Here is a 15,446-nt window from a genome sequence, read left to right on the forward strand (position 1 = left end):
CTCACTTGTCCGACAGGGACACCAGTTTCTGCTCGATTGCCGCACGGGCACGGAAGATACGCGAGCGTACCGTGCCCACCGGGCAATCCATTGATTGTGCAATCTCTTCGTAGCTCATGCCATCCAGCTCGCGGAGCATGATCGCGGTACGCAGATCCTCGGGCAATTCGCGGATCGCGCCAATCACCGCGTCGCGTATCTCTTCGCTCTCCAGCAGCGCCTCGGGCGTATCGCCCTCCGAAAATCGTTCCGTATGGCCGAAGGCCTCGGCATCGGCGACGTCGATGTCCTGACTCGCCGGCCGCCGGGAGCGCGCCACGAGAAAGTTTTTCGCCGTATTGATGGATATGCGATAGAGCCATGTATAGAAAGCGCTATTGCCCTTGAACCCGCCAAGCGCGCGGTAGGCCTTGATGAAGGCCTCCTGCGCCACGTCCGGCGCATCCGCCGGGCTTACGTAGCGTGCCACCAGCTTGACGACCTTGTGCTGATACTTGCGGATGAGCAAGTCGAAGGCACGGTCGTCGCCGGACTGGGCGCGGGCTACCAGCTGCTCGTCGCTGACGTCTTCAGTCATCTATCTGCAGCGCCGGACATCTGGAAAGCCAGAGCAATCGATGCGCGATTTAACCTCTTCGTTGTTGCGTACCAAGACGCCGTTATCCACGTAGACCGCGGATTCGCAAATAAGTTCGCACCGATTTTGCGCTATGCTGCCAGCCGTCATCTTTTCGCTACACAACCGAATGAGACGCGTACGCGTCGAGGCGCTCAGTGTAGCGACGCAACGTGCTTTCGTCATGCAGTCGACCGAATCCCGGGTATGCAAACGCTTTGATGTGGTTGTCGTAGGCAGCGGCGCGGCCGGTCTGACGCTGGCGCTTCGGCTGTCCCAGAGCGGACGTCGTATCGCCGTGATTTCAAAGGGCGCGCTGGCCGAAGGCAGTACGCTCTATGCGCAGGGCGGCATCTCGGCCGTGCTCGATGCCGAGGACAGCGTGGATGCGCACGTCGCCGATACGCTGGCCGCCGGCGCCGGGCTGTGCGACGAGGCCGCGGTGCGTCATACCGTGTCCCATTCGCGGGCCGCCATCGAATGGCTGATCGAGCGCGGCGTGCCTTTCACCCGCGCCGAGGAAAACGACGCGGAATCCGGCTATGCCTATCACCTGAACCGCGAAGGCGGGCATAGCCATCGCCGTATCATCCATGCCGACGATGCCACCGGCCGCGCAGTGGAAACCACGCTGGAGGGACTGACCCGCGCCAGCGAACAGATCACCGTTTTCGAACACCATATGGCGGTGGAGCTGATCGTGACCGCCGACGCCGACGAACCCGGCGGGCGCTGTCGCGGCGTCTATGTGCTGGATATCCAGGCCGATACCGTGTTGACGTTCGCGGCCGACCAGGTGGTACTGGCCACTGGCGGCGCGAATCTGGTGTATCTCTACAGCAGCAATCCGCATGCGGCCAGCGGCGACGGCATTGCCATGGCCTGGCGTGCCGGTGCGCGGGTGGCAAACATGGAATTCATGCAGTTCCACCCGACCTGCCTGTATCACCCGAAGGCCCGCTCGTTCCTGATCAGCGAAGCCCTGCGCGGTGAAGGCGCGGTGTTGCGTCTGGCCGACGGCAGCCGCTTCATGCCCCGACACGACGAGCGCGCCGAACTGGCGCCGCGCGACGTGGTGGCCCGCGCCATCGACGCCGAGATGAAGCGCACCGGCCAGCCCCACGTCTGGCTGGATATTACCCACGCGGGCAAGCCGTTCATCGAAAAGCATTTCCCGGCGATCAACGCGCGCTGCCTTGAACTCGGGCTGGATATGAGCGCCGAGCCGCTGCCGGTGGTGCCGGCTGCCCACTACACCTGCGGCGGCGTGATTACCGATCTCGCCGGGCGGACCGATATTCCGGGCGTCTATGCGATCGGCGAATGTGCCTTCACCGGCCTGCACGGCGCCAACCGCATGGCCAGCAATTCGCTGCTGGAATGCATTGTCTATGCCAGCGCCGCGGCCGCGGATATCGAAAGCCGCGACGACCGCTTCGAGCCGGTCGCCCTGCCCGCCTGGGATGAATCACGGGTGACTGATTCCGATGAGGAAGTCGTGGTCGCGCATAACTGGCAGGAGCTGCGTCGCTTCATGTGGGACTACGTCGGCATCGTGCGCACCACCAAGCGCCTGGAACGGGCCCTGCATCGTATCGAGCTGCTGCGGCGCGAGATTCATGATTACTACGGCAGTTTCCGCGTGACGCCGGGGCTACTGGAGTTGCGCAACCTGGCCCAGGTCGCCGAGTTGATCATCCGCAGCGCACTGGATCGGCGTGAAAGCCGTGGTCTGCACTTCATCAGCGATTTTCCGCATACCCTGCCGCGCGCCATGCATACGGTGCTGTCGCCCGAGCATTCGCGCGATATCGGCCCCGGCGTGAGCTACCGGCCGCTCTGAGGCTTCGCGCGGAGCCGTGCCCCCTGCTCGTTAAGAAACTCGGCCACGACTCGCCCGGCGTCGGGGTTGGAGAGTGTCGGCGCATGGCCCGCGTCTTCCACCAATACCCAGCGCGCCGAGCGATGAACGGCCGCGAAGGCACGCCCCCAGGCCGGGGGCGTAAGCACATCTGCTCCGCCCGAAAGCACCAGCATCGGTCGCGGGGGCAGTTCGCCGGAGGTGTGGTAGCGAGGCAGCGGCCAGTGCGCACAGACCGAACCCTGCGGCGCCTGTTCGATATAGGGCGCGATCAGCGGCGTGGCCGACAGGATTTGTTGCCAGGCCTGCGCCGTGGTGGCGCGCCCGTCGTCGAGCGCACAACGGGTCGCCCAGAACGTCGCCGCGCTTCGCGAGCCACTGCTGCCCTGGGCCGCCACGCGCGCGGCCAACGGCACCAGCGCGGCCGTTTCACCGCGCAGCGCGCGTTCGATACGGGCGACGGTACCCTGCTCCCGACCGCTGTCATAGGCCGCGAACAACACCATCAACAGCAGCCGATAGGGGGTAATTTCGAACAGCGCTGGCAGCCCGCGGTATGGCAGCAGTGCGACGACGGGCGGCTGGCGCTCGTAGCGCGACAACAGCGCGGCGATCGCCTGTCGGGGCGAACCCGATGCACAGTCGCCGTCACGGGCACAGACGTCCTCCAAACGCTGGATCGCGCCGTCGATCTGTAGCGGCAAGGCCGCCAGTTCGTTGCGCTCAAACGGTACGACGGAATCGAGCACGAGGCGATCGACGCGGTTCGGGTAACGCCGGGCAAACAACAGCGCGATCCGCGTGCCGTAGGAAACGCCCCACACCGTGGCACGGTTGACCCCGAGCCCGTCGAGCAACGCGGCCATGTCTGCGATTTGCGCGGCCGGGCCGAGCGACTGCATGCCGTCGTAACCCAGCCGGTTCAGGCAGCGCTGGATTACCTCCGCGTCATGCGCGAAGGGATTGTCCGCCTGCGACGAAGGCAAAGATCGCAGCGGCACGCCAGCCCTGGCCGAACAGCCAATATGTGGACGGCTATCACCGGTACCGCGCGGGTCGAAGAGCACAATATCGTGGCGCCAGCCGACGCGCTGTTGCCAGCGTTGCCAACCGGCGAGCCCGCGTGCATCGAGGCCCGCGCTTTCACCCGGGCCGCCCGGAACATGAATGATCGGATTCGGGTCGTGCCGGTCGGGGTGGGCGCGTAGAACGGCAAAGCGTAGCTCGACCGGCACGCCTTTGATCCTTGCTCCGGTTTCAAGCCAGCCGCATTCGATCTGCGCAGCACTGGGGACAGCCGCCCTATCCGGACAGGCGCTCCAGCGAATGGCCGTGTCGCCATCGGTGCCGGCCGACGCTTGCCCCATGCCGACGACCAGGCAGGCCGCGACTAATAGCCACCGGCAGGTGCTGAAACCGATCACGCCTGTTCGGCTCCGCCGCGGGGCGGCGCAATGGTCAGCCGAGCGCGCAGCCGGCGGTGGGCCCTGGCGCTTAGCGCATCCCGAAACAGTATGCAGCTACGGCTACGCAGACGATCCCCTTCTGCACGCAGGCGTAGCACCATCAGCCAGTCGCCGGCCGTAAACGCGCTGACGAGATGACCACGCTGCCAGACACCGTCGCGCCTCTGCCAGCGCCAGTGGCCGTCGTACTGGTAACGCAGGCGCACGATACTGTCGGCGCGTTCGAGAACGGCGTTACGATGCGCATGCCTGGCGAGCACGGCGATTACCGGCAGCAGCCCGAGCAGCCAGGGACGTCCGGCGGACAGCACCCCGATGACGGCAGCGGCCGCGATATGCAGTGCTAGAACAAAAGCACGATGCGCCGCCGACACACGCACATTCAGATGCAGTGTATCGGCGAACGGGTTCGCCATTGCTTACGGCGTTGCGCCCTGGGGCCGCTGGAACTGGCGGATACGCGAAAGCAGATCCGCCTGGACCGACGTTTCCGGTTCCATACGCCCCATGACGAGCGCATACAGATCCGGGTCTTCCATCTCCACCAGCTCGCGCAGGCCAGCCTGCTCGCGCTCGTCGAGATCGTCGTATTCGTTATTGACGAAGCGTTCGAGGAGCACGTCGAGCTCCTTCATTCCACGCCGGCATAGCCAGCGTATGCGCGCTTTTTCGCTCATGATTGGCTCGGATGGGCCGATCCGAATCGGCCGAAGGCACAGGCCCGCCGGAACCGGCGGGCCGTGGTGGGGTCGATATCAGCCGCGGCGCTCAAGCAGCAGCTTCTTGGTTTCCTGAATGGCCTTAGCCGGATTCAGGCCCTTCGGGCAGGTGTTGGTGCAGTTCATGATCGTATGGCACCGATACAGCTTGAACGGATCTTCCAGATCGTCCAGGCGGTCGCCGGTGGCTTCGTCGCGGGAATCCACGATCCAGCGATAGGCCTGCAGCAGAACGGCCGGGCCGAGATAACGTTCCGGGTTCCACCAGTAGCTCGGGCAGGAGGTCGAGCAGCAAGCACACAGGATGCACTCGTACAGGCCGTCCAGCTTGGCGCGGTCTTCCGGTGTCTGCAGACGCTCGCGCGTCGGCGCCGGCGTATCCGTCTTGATCCAGGGCTCGATGGATTCGAGCTGTGCATAGAAATGGGTCAGGTCAGGCACCAGATCCTTCACTACCGGCATATGCGGCAGCGGGTAGATGCGCACATCGCCATCGATATCGGTGATACGCGTCGTACAGGCAAGCGTGTTCTTGCCGTCGATATTGAACGCGCAGGACCCACAAATGCCTTCACGACAGGAGCGACGGAACGTCAGCGTGGGGTCGATCTCGTTCTTGATCTTGATGACCGCATCGAGAACCATCGGCCCGCACTTGTCGAGATCGATGGCGAAGCTGTCCACACGCGGGTTCTCGCCCGATTCGGGTTCCCAGCGATAAATACGGAACGTCTTGACGTTCTTCGCACCCTTGGGCGCCTCGAACTTCTTGCCCTTGGAGATGCGCGAGTTCTTCGGCAGTCGGAATTCAGCCATGACAGGCCTCCATTACTCAGTGGCAGGCCACCGACCCCGAAGGGCCGGCGACGATGTTATGCATTAGTAGGTGCGCTTCTTCGGCGGCACGTGTTCCATATCGTCGGTCATGGGGTTCATGTGCACCGGCCGATAGTCGATATGCGTATCCGGCCCGCCGTGGTGCCAGATGAGCGTGTGCTTCATCCAGTTCTCGTCGTCGCGCTCGGTGTATTCCTCGTGCGCATGCGCACCGCGGCTTTCCTTGCGGTTGGCGGCGGCGTGCATCGTGGTGATCGCACAGCCGAGCAGGTTTTCCAGCTCCAGCGTTTCCACCAGATCGCTGTTCCAGGTCATGGAACGATCGGTCACGCCGACGTTGGCGAAGGCTTCGACTTCCTCGCTGATCTGCTTGGCGCCGGTTTCCAGGCTCTCGGTGTTGCGAAACACCGCGGCGTATTTCTGCATCGAGTTCTGCAGGCTGGCCCGCAGTTCGGCGGTCGGGGTGTCGCCCTTGGCATGACGCAGCCGGTCGAAGCGCTCCAGCGCCTTCTTCTCGGAGGCATCGATATCACCCCGGTGCGGCGCGCCCTTGCGCACGACTTCGGTGCAGCGGTGTGCGGCCGCACGGCCGAACACGACCAGATCGAGCAGCGAGTTGGAGCCAAGACGGTTGGCACCATGCACCGACACACAGCCGGCCTCGCCGACCGCCATCAGGCCCGGCACGACCGAATCCGGATCGCCGTCCTTGAGCGTGACCACTTCGCCAAAGGCATTGGTGGGCACGCCGCCCATGTTGTAGTGCACCGTGGGCAGCACCGGGATCGGCTCCTTGGTGGCATCTACGCCGGAGAAGATCATCGCGGTTTCGGTGATGCCCGGCAGGCGCTCGTGCAGCACTTCCGGACCCAGATGCTCAAGATGCAGCAGCGTGTGGTCCTTGTTCTCGCCCACACCGCGGCCTTCGTTGATCTCGACCGTTTCCGCACGGCTGACCACGTCGCGCGAGGCCAAGTCCTTGGCGTTCGGGGCATAGCGCTCCATGAAGCGCTCGCCTTCGGAGTTGGTCAGGTAACCACCCTCACCGCGTGCGCCTTCGGTGATCAGACAGCCCGCGCCGTAGATACCGGTCGGGTGGAACTGTACGAACTCCGGATCCTGCAGCGGCAGACCGGCACGCAGGGCCATGCCCATGCCGTCGCCCGTGCAGGTGTGCGCGGAGGTGCAGGAGAAGTAGGCGCGGCCGTAGCCACCGGTGGCCAGAATGACCTGGTGGGCACGGAAGCGATGCAGCTGACCGCCCTGCAGATCCCAGGCCAGCACACCACGACATTCACCGTCCTCGGTCATCAGCAGATCGATGGCGAAGTATTCGATGAAGAATTCGGCACGGGCCTTGAGCGACTGCTGATAGAGCGTATGCAGCAGCGCATGGCCGGTACGGTCGGCTGCGGCACAGGTACGCTGTGCGGTGCCTTCGCCGAAATGGGTGGTCATGCCGCCGAACGGACGCTGGTAGATACGGCCGTCTTCGGTACGCGAGAACGGCACGCCGTCGTGCTCGAGCTCGATGATCGCCGGAATGGCTTCCTTGGTGAGGTATTCGATGGCGTCCTGGTCACCCAGCCAGTCACCACCCTTGATGGTGTCGTAGGCATGCCAGCGCCAGTCGTCTTCACCCATGTTGCCGAGCGCGGATGCGATACCGCCCTGGGCAGCCACGGTATGGCTACGCGTGGGAAAGACCTTGGTGATACAGGCGGTGGAAAGGCCGGCGTCTGCCAGGCCGCGCGTTGCGCGCAGGCCGGAACCACCGGCACCTACCACCACGACGTCGTGCTGGTGGTCGATGATGTCGTAGCTTTCGCTCATCAGGCGGCTCCTACAAGAATCATGATGACGGAAAAGATAGCGGCCACGGCCAGCAGGATATTGAGCAACTGCAAACCAATCAGCAGCGCCATCTTCGCGCCTTCGTGGTGTACGTAGTCTTCAATGATCGTCTGCAGACCGAGCTGCGAGTGAAAGAAGATAGCGGCCAGATAGATCGCCAGCAGGGATGCCTGCAACGGCGACGACAGCCAGTCGGTAACGCTGGAATAGTCAGCGCCCAGCTGCGACGCCAGGCAAGCGACAAACCACAGCGTCAGCGGCACGAGTGCGACGGCGCTCACGCGCTGGAACCACCAGTGGGACACGCCCGTCTTGGCACTGCCCAGCCCGCGCGCGCTCGCGAGCGATGAACGAATACTGCTCATTTAAGTCTCCCGGAACACAAAATCGAGTCGATCAGGCGATGAACGCCCAGATCCAGACAAACAGGGTCAGCGCCGCCGCCACGCCAAAAGCCGCATAGCCGGTCAGGCGTGCGGTTTCCAGATCCAGCCCGACACCGACATCCCAAACCAGATGGCGGATGCCGTTGCACAGGTGATAGAACAAGGCGAAGGACCAGCCGAACATCACGAGCTGGCCGAACCACGAGGCGGCGAAACCATTGACGCTGGCAAAGGCATCCGGCCCACTGGCCGCGGCGATCAGCCATACGGCGAGAAAAACGCTGCCCACCGACAGAAGAATGCCGGAGGCGCGATGGGCGATCGATGTCGCCATGGCGATCTGCCAGCGATAGATCTGGATATGCGGCGATAGTGGGCGGTTAGCCTGTTGACTCATGAGGGTCCCCGAGTGGCAATGGAACGAACTGAAAAAGGGTCAGAAATCGATGCAGCGCCCGTTTTTTTCCCAATCGCCGTAGCGCACGGGCTCGGGGCCCTTGCGGCCGCCGAACTCGGGCGGCAGGTCAGCCGCATTCGGTTTGGCCGGCGGGTTGGAATCGGTAGGCTCTGGCGCGGTTTCACGCTCGGTCGAGTTGGCGGGGGTCTTTGCCTGGGACTCGTCCGAAGCGGACAAACGTTCGTCTGACATGGCGATACTCTAAACCTGTGGCGGGTTTCTGGCAATGTGAACATTGGCTGAACCGACCGGCCCAGCTGCATATAACAGTGACTTTACGCTATGGCTAGAATACGAGCCATACACGACTTGGATGCACCTATGACCGATTCCACTGCGTCGGCGCCGAGCGCGCTCGGCGTCATCGCCGTCACCGGGGCCGATGCGGCCGACTTTCTGCGTGCCCAGCTCACCAACGACGTGATGCGCCTGGGCCACGATCGCCACTTTCTGGCTGCCTGGTGTGATGCCAAGGGCCGGGCTCAGATGATCGCTCGCGTGTGCGAGCGAGACGACGGCTACTGGCTGGTCGTGCCGGAATCGCTCATGGCCGGCCTGCTCAAGCGACTGCAGATGTACGTTCTACGTGCTGCAGTCAAGCTCCAGGACTGTCGTGACACGCTTCGCGTCGTGGCACAGCGCGGGCCCGGTCTGCCAGAGCCCAGCGAGGTACGCGCAGAGGCCGACACGGTTCTGCTCGGTCTGCCCGTCGGCAGCAGCGGCGAGCCACGAGCCTTGAATATCGCGCGTATCGATGAGCCTGTTGAGCCGGATTGCCTGGAAACCAGCGATCCGAGCTGGGTGGCAGAAGAAATCGATGCCGGCGTGCCGGCCCTTTGTCCAGCAACACAGGGGCAGTTCGTTCCCCAGATGCTCAACCTGCACTGGCTGGAAGCGATCGATTTCGACAAGGGCTGCTATCCCGGTCAGGAAGTCATTGCCCGGCTGCATTATCGCGGCCGGCTGACCCGTCGGATGTACCGCCTGTTCTGGCACGGCGACATGCCGGCCCCCGGCAGTGACGTGCTCGATGCGGCGGGCGAACGAGTCGGTACGGTGCTCTACTCGGCCCCATACGCTGACGAGGGCCGCGGCGTGCTGCTGGCCGTGCTGAAAACGAGCGCGGCCCAGGCATCACTCGCCACGGCCCAGGCGACGCTGGAAGCGGGCCAACTCCCCTACCCGACGCCCGACTAGACGGCCGTTGCGCGCAGACGCCAGGGCCGCCGGCGCGGCGGCCCTGGCCCTTGGCTACTCGCCCTGTCTACTGGCCCTGCGGGCGCAGCTGCGGGAACAGAAGCACGTCGCGGATCGCGCTGCGTCCGGTCAGCAGCATCACCAGCCGGTCGATGCCGATACCGGCCCCGGCGGTCGGCGGCAGGCCGTACTCGAGCGCATTCACGTAGTCGGCGTCGTAATACATGGCCTCGTCGTCGCCCGCGGCCTTGGCATCGGCCTGGGCGGCGAAGCGCTCGGCCTGATCCTCGGCGTCGTTGAGCTCGGAAAACCCGTTGGCGATCTCACGGCCGGCTACGAACAGCTCGAAGCGTTCGGTCACCTCCGGGTCGTCGTCGCGACGACGTGCCAGCGGCGAGACTTCGGCCGGGTAATCGACGATGAAGGTGGGCGTTTCCAGCCGGTGCTCGACGGTATGCTCGAACAGCTCGGTGAGCCACTTCCCATAGCCCCAGCCCGCCTCGCCACGAACCCCGTGACGCGAAGCCGTCTCGGCCAACTTATCAATACCTTCAATATCTTGTGCTTCGATATTGTCGTTGTACTTGAGAACCGCTTCACGCATCGCCAGGCGCTCGAACGGCGCGTCGAAACGGATCGCATCCTCGTTGCAGGCCTGGGCATGACGCGCCTCGACACGGGCCGACAGTTCCCGCAGCAATGCTTCGATGAGATCCATCAGATCGTGATAATCCGCATACGCCTGGTAGAACTCGAGCATCGTGAACTCGGGGTTGTGCCGGGTCGACACCCCCTCGTTGCGGAAATTGCGGTTGAGCTCGAATACCTGCTCCAGCCCGCCGACCACGAGGCGCTTGAGATAAAGCTCGGGGGCCACGCGCAGATAGAAATCGTGATCAAGCGCGTTGTAATGGGTCACGAACGGGCGTGCGGCGGCCCCACCGGGGATGGCCTGCAGCATCGGCGTTTCCACTTCCAGAAAATCGCGGGACTCGAAGAAATCGCGCACGCCGCGCACGATTGCGCTGCGGGCCATGAATACCGCACGCGAGTCCGGATGCATGATCAGGTCGACATAGCGCTGGCGATAGCGCGCCTCGGTATCGGACAGGCCATGCCATTTCTCTGGCAGCGGACGCAGCGATTTGGTCAGCAGACGCAGCTCGGTTGCCCGAACCGAAAGCTCGCCCTTGTTCGTGCGCGAGAGCGCACCACTCACGCCCACGATATCGCCGATATCGAGCTGCTTGAATGCCTTGTAGGCGTCCTCGCCGAGCAGATCGCGTTGTACGAATAACTGAATGCGGCCGCTACGATCCTGCAGGGTGGCGAAGCTGAGCTTGCCCATGACGCGTTTCGCCAACAGCCGGCCGGCGACCGCGACCTGCTGGGCGCGCTCGTCCAGCGACTGCGCATCGTCTTCGGCATGAGCCTCCTGGAGTTCGCCTGCGAGCGCATCGGGGCGAAAATCGTTCGGAAAAGCTGCGCCCTGTTCGCGCCATGCCTGCAGCTTTTCCTTGCGCTGGGCAACCAGCCGGTGGGTATCGCTATCGCTGGCCCCGGTATCGGTCATGTCTTGTCGTCCCTATATATTTAAGAGTGGTTTTCAGGCGCACCGCCTGCTGATTCAGAGGCCCTGCTTGAGGCTTTCTTCGACGAACGCGTCCAGATCACCGTCGAGCACGGCCTGGGTGTTGCCGACTTCCACGCCCGTGCGCAAATCCTTGATACGCGACTGATCGAGCACGTAGGAACGGATCTGGCTGCCCCAGCCGATATCCGACTTGTCGGCCTCCGTCGCCTCGGCCTCGGCGCGCCGTGCCGCGAGCTCGCGTTCATACAGCTTGGACTGCAGCTGTTTCATCGCCGTCGCACGGTTCTTGTGCTGAGAACGGTCGTTCTGACACTGCACCACGATGCCGGTCGGGTTGTGCGTGATGCGTACCGCCGACTCGGTTCTGTTGACGTGCTGTCCACCGGCACCACTGGCCCGGTAGACGTCGACGCGCAGATCCGAAGGGTCGATTTCAATCGAAATATCGTCATCGATTTCCGGCGCGACGAATACGGCGGCAAACGACGTGTGACGTCTCGCGCCGGAATCGAACGGCGATTTGCGCACCAGACGATGCACACCAATTTCCGTTCGCAGCCAGCCGTAGGCATAGCTGCCAGTCACTGCCACGGTGGCACTCTTGATACCGGCCACTTCGCCCGGCGACAACTCGGTCACCTCGGTGGAAAATCCGCGGCGCTCGCACCAGCGCAGATACATGCGCAGCAGCATCTCGGCCCAGTCCTGAGCCTCGGTACCGCCCGAGCCGGATTGTATGTCCACGAAGGCGTTGCTGGCATCGGCTTCGCCGGAGAACATGCGCTGGAACTCGAGGCTCTTCAGATGCGCCTCGACCGTATCGAGTTCGGCCACGACATCCTCGATTACCGAGGAGGCGTCCTCTTCCATGGCCGCCAGCTCCACGAGCTCTTCACTGTCGTCCAGGATCGTGAGCGATTTCTCGATCGGCCGCACGACCTCTTCCAGCCGTGCTTTCTCCTGGCCAAAGGCCTGCGCCTTGTCCGGGTCGTTCGCCCATATATCGCCTTGGGCTAGCTCGGCGTCGATTTCGTCCAGGCGATCCTTCTTTTCAGCGTAGTCAAAGATACCCCCTGAGGTCGCCAAGACGCGCGCGCAGTTCCTGCATGCGGGTGTTCACAGCGTTGGTATCCATTGACTTTCCTATTGATTGGGGGTGCGTTGCGGGCGCGGATCATTACAGCTTAAGACATACAGCACAAGCGAGAGAATTAATTGCTAATTCCAGCGATAACCTCCATAATCCGTTTGCACGTCACCGGTTTGGGAACGCTTGTTCGCCAGTTCGGTGGATGGGACCGCACAACAAACCTAAACCCGTTCAAGGGAGTTTTGAACTATGAAATTCAAGCAACCGCTTACCGCAGGTGTTGCTGGCGCGCTGGGGCTCGCATTCGCGGGCAGCGCCATGGCGCAGATGGACGCGCCGCAGGACAAGCGCTTTTACGTGGCGCCGATGGTCAGCTACGGCTTCTTCGACAACGACACCGTTGGCGGCCCGGGCGGCGACTTCGGTTCGCTCAACACCGATAACGATGACAGCATCGGTGGCACCCTGGCGATCGGTAAGCCGATCAACAGCTGGCTGAACCTGGAACTGTTCGGCTTCTATTTCAACCCGGATCAGAACCTGGGTGGCGGCAACAGCGCCGACGCCGATCTGTACGGCTTCGGTCTTGACGCCCTGTTCTTCCCCGCCCGCGACACGCTGCCGGTCTACGGCATCCTCGGCGCGGCCTGGGGCAAGACGGATCCCGGCTTCAATGCGGTCGACGTCGAAGGCGATGGCCAGGGCCCGATCGGCGTAGGCGACGATGCCGACACCGACTATCTGGATGCCGGCCTGGGTTATATGTACCAGCTGAACGACTACGGCCTGGCCGTGCGTGCTGAGTACCGCTACCGTTACACCACCGTGGATTCCGCGGACATCTACGGCGCCGGTTACGAAGATCAGCGTTACGACGACCATATCCTGTCGCTGGGTATGCAGATCCCGCTGGGTGCGCCCCCGACTGCTGCCGAGCCGGCTCCGGCCCCCGCTCCGGCCCAGCCGATGGATAGCGACGGCGACGGCGTCATCGATGCCAATGACCAGTGCCCCGGCACCCCGCGTGGCACCGAAGTTGACGCACGTGGCTGCCCGATCGAGAAGAAGGCCCCCATCGTCCTCAAGGGCGTGACCTTCGAATTCGATTCCGCCAAGCTGACGATGCAGGCCGAAAACCGCCTCAACAACGTGGTTGACGCGCTGCAGGCCAGCTCCGAAGTGAAGTTCCGTATCGATGGCTACACCGACAGCATCGGCACCGAACAGTACAACCAGGGCCTCTCCCAGCGTCGTGTGGACTCGGTGCGTCAGTACCTGATCCAGCACGGCATCACCTCGAGCCGTATCACCGGCACGCAGGGTCATGGCGAGTCCAACCCGGTTGCGACCAACGAGACGGCCGCTGGCCGCGCTCAGAACCGTCGCGTCGAACTGAACGTTACCGAGCAGTAACAATCAGTTAGACCGACTGTTTGAAGTCGGGCCCGGCCTCTTCGGAGGCCGGGCTTTTTTTTGTCTGCTGTTCGTGCAATGGTCGAGCGACGCGGTCTATGCCGAACGTCCTCGAAGCCCAGCCGGGCTACGCCCGCCTTCTCCAGTGCCCGACCGAGGTATCGCAATGGAAACACCGACCGACACACTGCGCCCCTATCTCGAAAAATGCCTGCTTGAGCACGCCCCGGAGCGGCTACTCCTCGTAGGCCCGGTTTCGCAGCTCGTGGACGCGCTAGAGGGGCTGGCTTCACGTCATAACGCGGACTGCACGACCGCGAACGGCGAGGACATGCCAAGCGCTGACACCGCACAACGGTTCGACCTCGCGATCGTACTCCCTAACGCGCTTGCCGGGCTGGCCCATCGCGAAGGCTGCCAGCTCGTAAGCCGCCTGCGCGACCAACTGGCCGGCACGGTCCTCGTCTGCGTCGATACGCGAGCCCCGGCGGCCGAGCATTGGACAATCAGCGACTTCATTGCACTGGGTTTTCGCCGCAGCCCCGACAGCCGCCGTCTGGGGCCCGAGGTTTCGGTTTATCGGTACGACATTCGGGACTACAAGACCACGCCGGATTGGCTGAACTCACGCTACTGGGCCAACCCTCAACGCTGGGATCGTGAACGCTGGTGAGCGATCAGTTACGGCCCGCACACAGATTTCGACAGCTGCTAACCGCCACGCCGCTTTCCACCCGCGCCGCAGCACGCTCAGCGGCTGGTGCCGGCAGCGCTCGCCGACTCTGCGGTAAACGCTAATAAAGGCCCGAGCCGGGCCTGGCGGCCCCGTCGTTAGGCTACTGCCTCCGGCGTCTTCGGCACCCGATCCAGGGACCAGTTGTCGAGGCCCCAGCGAAGCACGTGGCTCGCGTTCGCATCCCAAAGCGAATCGGGCGGACACTGGCCCAGCCAGTGCAGGCATTGAGCCAACTGCGCGCCGGGTTTTTCCGGCCTGAGCGGCATCGCCCCGGTACTCTTGCCCAGCTTTTCGCCGGCTTCGTCTACGATCACCGGCAGGTGCGCATATCGCGGCGTATCGAGACCCAGCGCTTTCTGCAGCGCAATTTGCCGCGGCGTAGACGACAATAGATCAGCGCCGCGTACCACCTCGGTCACGCCCTGATAGTCGTCATCGAGCACGGTCGCAAGCTGATAGGCCACGATGCCGTCGGCGCGGCGAATCACGAAATCACCGATATCCCGATCCAGGCGCTGTTCGTAGCCGCCCTGTACCGAATCGGCGACCGTAAAACACTGCCCGTCCACGCGAAAGCGCACCGAACGCGCCTGCCGCCCAGGCGGCAGACCACCCCGACAGGTGCCCGGGTAGATCGGCCCCTCAATACCACCCTGGCCCGATCTTGCCTCGCGCCTTGTGCAGCCGCAGTCGAATGCCTGGCCGGCGTTTTTCAGATGTTCGATCGCGAGTCGGTAGGCATCGCGCCGCGTATCCTGGTACAGAATCTCGCCGTCCCAGCGCAGTTCGAAAAACACAAGTGCGTCGAGGATACGCTCAGCCGCCCCCGGCTCGACCCGCGGCGTATCCAGGTCGTCCATACGCAGCAGCCAACGCCCGCCCTGAGCTCGCGCCTGCAGAAAGCTGCCGAGCGCTGCTACGAGCGAACCAATATGCAGGGCGCCGCTGGGCGACGGCGCGAAACGTCCGACCACCGAGGGCATCAGCTGAGAAGAGAGGAAAAGCCGTCACGCACCCGAGGGCGCTCTGGAAGACGGGTAGGCTGCGTCGAGCCACTGGCTATGCCGATATGCGAATAACGCCGCCACTGGCGGCGCCGTGTGCGCCGCCGAAAGAAAGATTGGTCGGGGTAGCAGGATTTGAACCTACGACCTTCTGCACCCCATGCAGACGCGCTACCAAGCTGCGCCATACCCCGAGAAGATGCGTATGTTAACAGA

General features: G+C 63.6%; 16 protein-coding genes and 1 tRNA gene. 4 read left to right on the top strand and 13 right to left on the bottom strand.

The genetic code is table 11. The features are described from left to right. Window position 1 precedes the first annotated feature (1 nt). Window positions 2–577 (bottom strand): RNA polymerase sigma factor RpoE, encoded by a 576-nt coding sequence (gene rpoE / locus CMN27_RS07500; protein ID WP_293625248.1) that lies wholly within the window; start codon window positions 575–577, stop codon window positions 2–4. Window positions 578–800: 223 nt separating this feature from the next. Between rpoE and nadB the strand changes: the two genes are divergently transcribed. Next, window positions 801–2,459, top strand: coding sequence for an L-aspartate oxidase (nadB, locus tag CMN27_RS07505; protein ID WP_293625250.1), 1,659 nt, complete (start codon window positions 801–803; stop codon window positions 2,457–2,459). Here nadB and CMN27_RS07510 read toward each other — a convergent pair. The 8 genes from CMN27_RS07510 to CMN27_RS07545 all read right to left on the bottom strand — a co-directional run bounded on the left by CMN27_RS07510 (window position 2,444) and on the right by CMN27_RS07545 (window position 8,388). Continuing rightward, window positions 2,444–3,712: an alpha/beta fold hydrolase gene (locus tag CMN27_RS07510; RefSeq protein WP_293625252.1), complete on the bottom strand. Its 1,269-nt coding sequence runs from the start codon at window positions 3,710–3,712 to the stop codon at window positions 2,444–2,446. The two genes, nadB and CMN27_RS07510, sit on opposite strands and share 16 nt — an antisense overlap. A gap of 185 nt (window positions 3,713–3,897) precedes the next feature. Beyond that, on the bottom strand, window positions 3,898–4,359 hold the full coding sequence (locus tag CMN27_RS07515) for a protein YgfX (protein ID WP_293625254.1): 462 nt from the start codon (window positions 4,357–4,359) through the stop codon (window positions 3,898–3,900). A gap of 3 nt (window positions 4,360–4,362) precedes the next feature. Further along, window positions 4,363–4,620, bottom strand: coding sequence for a succinate dehydrogenase assembly factor 2 (locus tag CMN27_RS07520; protein WP_293625256.1), 258 nt, complete (start codon window positions 4,618–4,620; stop codon window positions 4,363–4,365). A 78-nt stretch (window positions 4,621–4,698) separates the two neighbouring features. Continuing rightward, the gene (locus CMN27_RS07525; RefSeq protein WP_293625258.1) at window positions 4,699–5,478 is read right to left on the bottom strand and encodes a succinate dehydrogenase iron-sulfur subunit; all 780 of its coding nucleotides are present in this window, start codon (window positions 5,476–5,478) and stop codon (window positions 4,699–4,701) included. A 63-nt stretch (window positions 5,479–5,541) separates the two neighbouring features. Next, complete coding sequence (gene sdhA, locus CMN27_RS07530) at window positions 5,542–7,332, bottom strand: succinate dehydrogenase flavoprotein subunit (protein ID WP_293625260.1); 1,791 nt, start codon at window positions 7,330–7,332, stop codon at window positions 5,542–5,544. After that, a complete protein-coding gene (gene sdhD / locus CMN27_RS07535) occupies window positions 7,332–7,718 on the bottom strand; it encodes a succinate dehydrogenase, hydrophobic membrane anchor protein (protein ID WP_293625262.1) in 387 nt (128 codons plus the stop codon). The genes sdhA and sdhD overlap by 1 nt, the downstream gene beginning before the upstream one ends. Window positions 7,719–7,749: 31 nt before the next feature. Beyond that, on the bottom strand, window positions 7,750–8,136 hold the full coding sequence (sdhC, locus tag CMN27_RS07540) for a succinate dehydrogenase, cytochrome b556 subunit (protein WP_293625263.1): 387 nt from the start codon (window positions 8,134–8,136) through the stop codon (window positions 7,750–7,752). A gap of 39 nt (window positions 8,137–8,175) precedes the next feature. After that, the gene (locus CMN27_RS07545) at window positions 8,176–8,388 is read right to left on the bottom strand and encodes a DUF1674 domain-containing protein (RefSeq protein ID WP_293625264.1); all 213 of its coding nucleotides are present in this window, start codon (window positions 8,386–8,388) and stop codon (window positions 8,176–8,178) included. A 129-nt stretch (window positions 8,389–8,517) separates the two neighbouring features. Here CMN27_RS07545 and CMN27_RS07550 point away from each other — a divergent pair, with 129 nt between their 5' ends. Then, complete coding sequence (locus CMN27_RS07550; protein ID WP_293625266.1) at window positions 8,518–9,393, top strand: hypothetical protein; 876 nt, start codon at window positions 8,518–8,520, stop codon at window positions 9,391–9,393. Window positions 9,394–9,460: 67 nt separating this feature from the next. On the opposite strand, the gene lysS is transcribed toward CMN27_RS07550, so the two are convergent. Beyond that, complete coding sequence (lysS, locus tag CMN27_RS07555) at window positions 9,461–10,966, bottom strand: lysine--tRNA ligase (protein WP_293625268.1); 1,506 nt, start codon at window positions 10,964–10,966, stop codon at window positions 9,461–9,463. Window positions 10,967–11,020: 54 nt separating this feature from the next. After that, a protein-coding gene (gene prfB, locus CMN27_RS07560; RefSeq protein WP_293625270.1) for a peptide chain release factor 2 occupies window positions 11,021–12,122 on the bottom strand; the annotation gives its coding sequence in 2 pieces (ribosomal slippage) (window positions 11,021–12,049 and window positions 12,051–12,122; 1,101 coding nt in all). A gap of 204 nt (window positions 12,123–12,326) precedes the next feature. Between prfB and CMN27_RS07565 the strand changes: the two genes are divergently transcribed. Then, window positions 12,327–13,490, top strand: a complete 1,164-nt coding sequence (locus CMN27_RS07565) for an OmpA family protein (protein ID WP_293625272.1) — start codon at window positions 12,327–12,329, stop codon at window positions 13,488–13,490. A gap of 166 nt (window positions 13,491–13,656) precedes the next feature. Then, window positions 13,657–14,163: a DUF6231 family protein gene (locus tag CMN27_RS07570; protein WP_293625274.1), complete on the top strand. Its 507-nt coding sequence runs from the start codon at window positions 13,657–13,659 to the stop codon at window positions 14,161–14,163. A 158-nt stretch (window positions 14,164–14,321) separates the two neighbouring features. On the opposite strand, the gene gluQRS is transcribed toward CMN27_RS07570, so the two are convergent. Both gluQRS and CMN27_RS07580 read right to left on the bottom strand, forming a co-directional pair. After that, the gene (gene gluQRS / locus CMN27_RS07575; RefSeq protein ID WP_293625276.1) at window positions 14,322–15,209 is read right to left on the bottom strand and encodes a tRNA glutamyl-Q(34) synthetase GluQRS; all 888 of its coding nucleotides are present in this window, start codon (window positions 15,207–15,209) and stop codon (window positions 14,322–14,324) included. 138 nt (window positions 15,210–15,347) lie between these two features. Next, a tRNA-Pro gene (locus CMN27_RS07580) sits at window positions 15,348–15,424 on the bottom strand. Window positions 15,425–15,446: the final 22 nt, after the last annotated feature.

The sequence above is a fragment of the Salinisphaera sp. genome (assembly GCF_002729955.1).
Lineage (GTDB): Bacteria > Pseudomonadota > Gammaproteobacteria > Nevskiales > Salinisphaeraceae > Salinisphaera.

Coding starts and splice junctions, on each gene's coding strand:
- rpoE (WP_293625248.1), bottom strand. CDS start 577: ATGACTGAAGACGTCAGCGACGAGCAGCTGGTAGCCCGCGCCCAGTCC.
- nadB (WP_293625250.1), top strand. CDS start 801: ATGCAGTCGACCGAATCCCGGGTATGCAAACGCTTTGATGTGGTTGTC.
- CMN27_RS07515 (WP_293625254.1), bottom strand. CDS start 4,359: ATGGCGAACCCGTTCGCCGATACACTGCATCTGAATGTGCGTGTGTCG.
- CMN27_RS07520 (WP_293625256.1), bottom strand. CDS start 4,620: ATGAGCGAAAAAGCGCGCATACGCTGGCTATGCCGGCGTGGAATGAAG.
- CMN27_RS07525 (WP_293625258.1), bottom strand. CDS start 5,478: ATGGCTGAATTCCGACTGCCGAAGAACTCGCGCATCTCCAAGGGCAAG.
- sdhA (WP_293625260.1), bottom strand. CDS start 7,332: ATGAGCGAAAGCTACGACATCATCGACCACCAGCACGACGTCGTGGTG.
- sdhD (WP_293625262.1), bottom strand. CDS start 7,718: ATGAGCAGTATTCGTTCATCGCTCGCGAGCGCGCGCGGGCTGGGCAGT.
- sdhC (WP_293625263.1), bottom strand. CDS start 8,136: ATGAGTCAACAGGCTAACCGCCCACTATCGCCGCATATCCAGATCTAT.
- CMN27_RS07545 (WP_293625264.1), bottom strand. CDS start 8,388: ATGTCAGACGAACGTTTGTCCGCTTCGGACGAGTCCCAGGCAAAGACC.
- CMN27_RS07550 (WP_293625266.1), top strand. CDS start 8,518: ATGACCGATTCCACTGCGTCGGCGCCGAGCGCGCTCGGCGTCATCGCC.
- lysS (WP_293625268.1), bottom strand. CDS start 10,966: ATGACCGATACCGGGGCCAGCGATAGCGATACCCACCGGCTGGTTGCC.
- CMN27_RS07565 (WP_293625272.1), top strand. CDS start 12,327: ATGAAATTCAAGCAACCGCTTACCGCAGGTGTTGCTGGCGCGCTGGGG.
- CMN27_RS07570 (WP_293625274.1), top strand. CDS start 13,657: ATGGAAACACCGACCGACACACTGCGCCCCTATCTCGAAAAATGCCTG.
- gluQRS (WP_293625276.1), bottom strand. CDS start 15,209: ATGCCCTCGGTGGTCGGACGTTTCGCGCCGTCGCCCAGCGGCGCCCTG.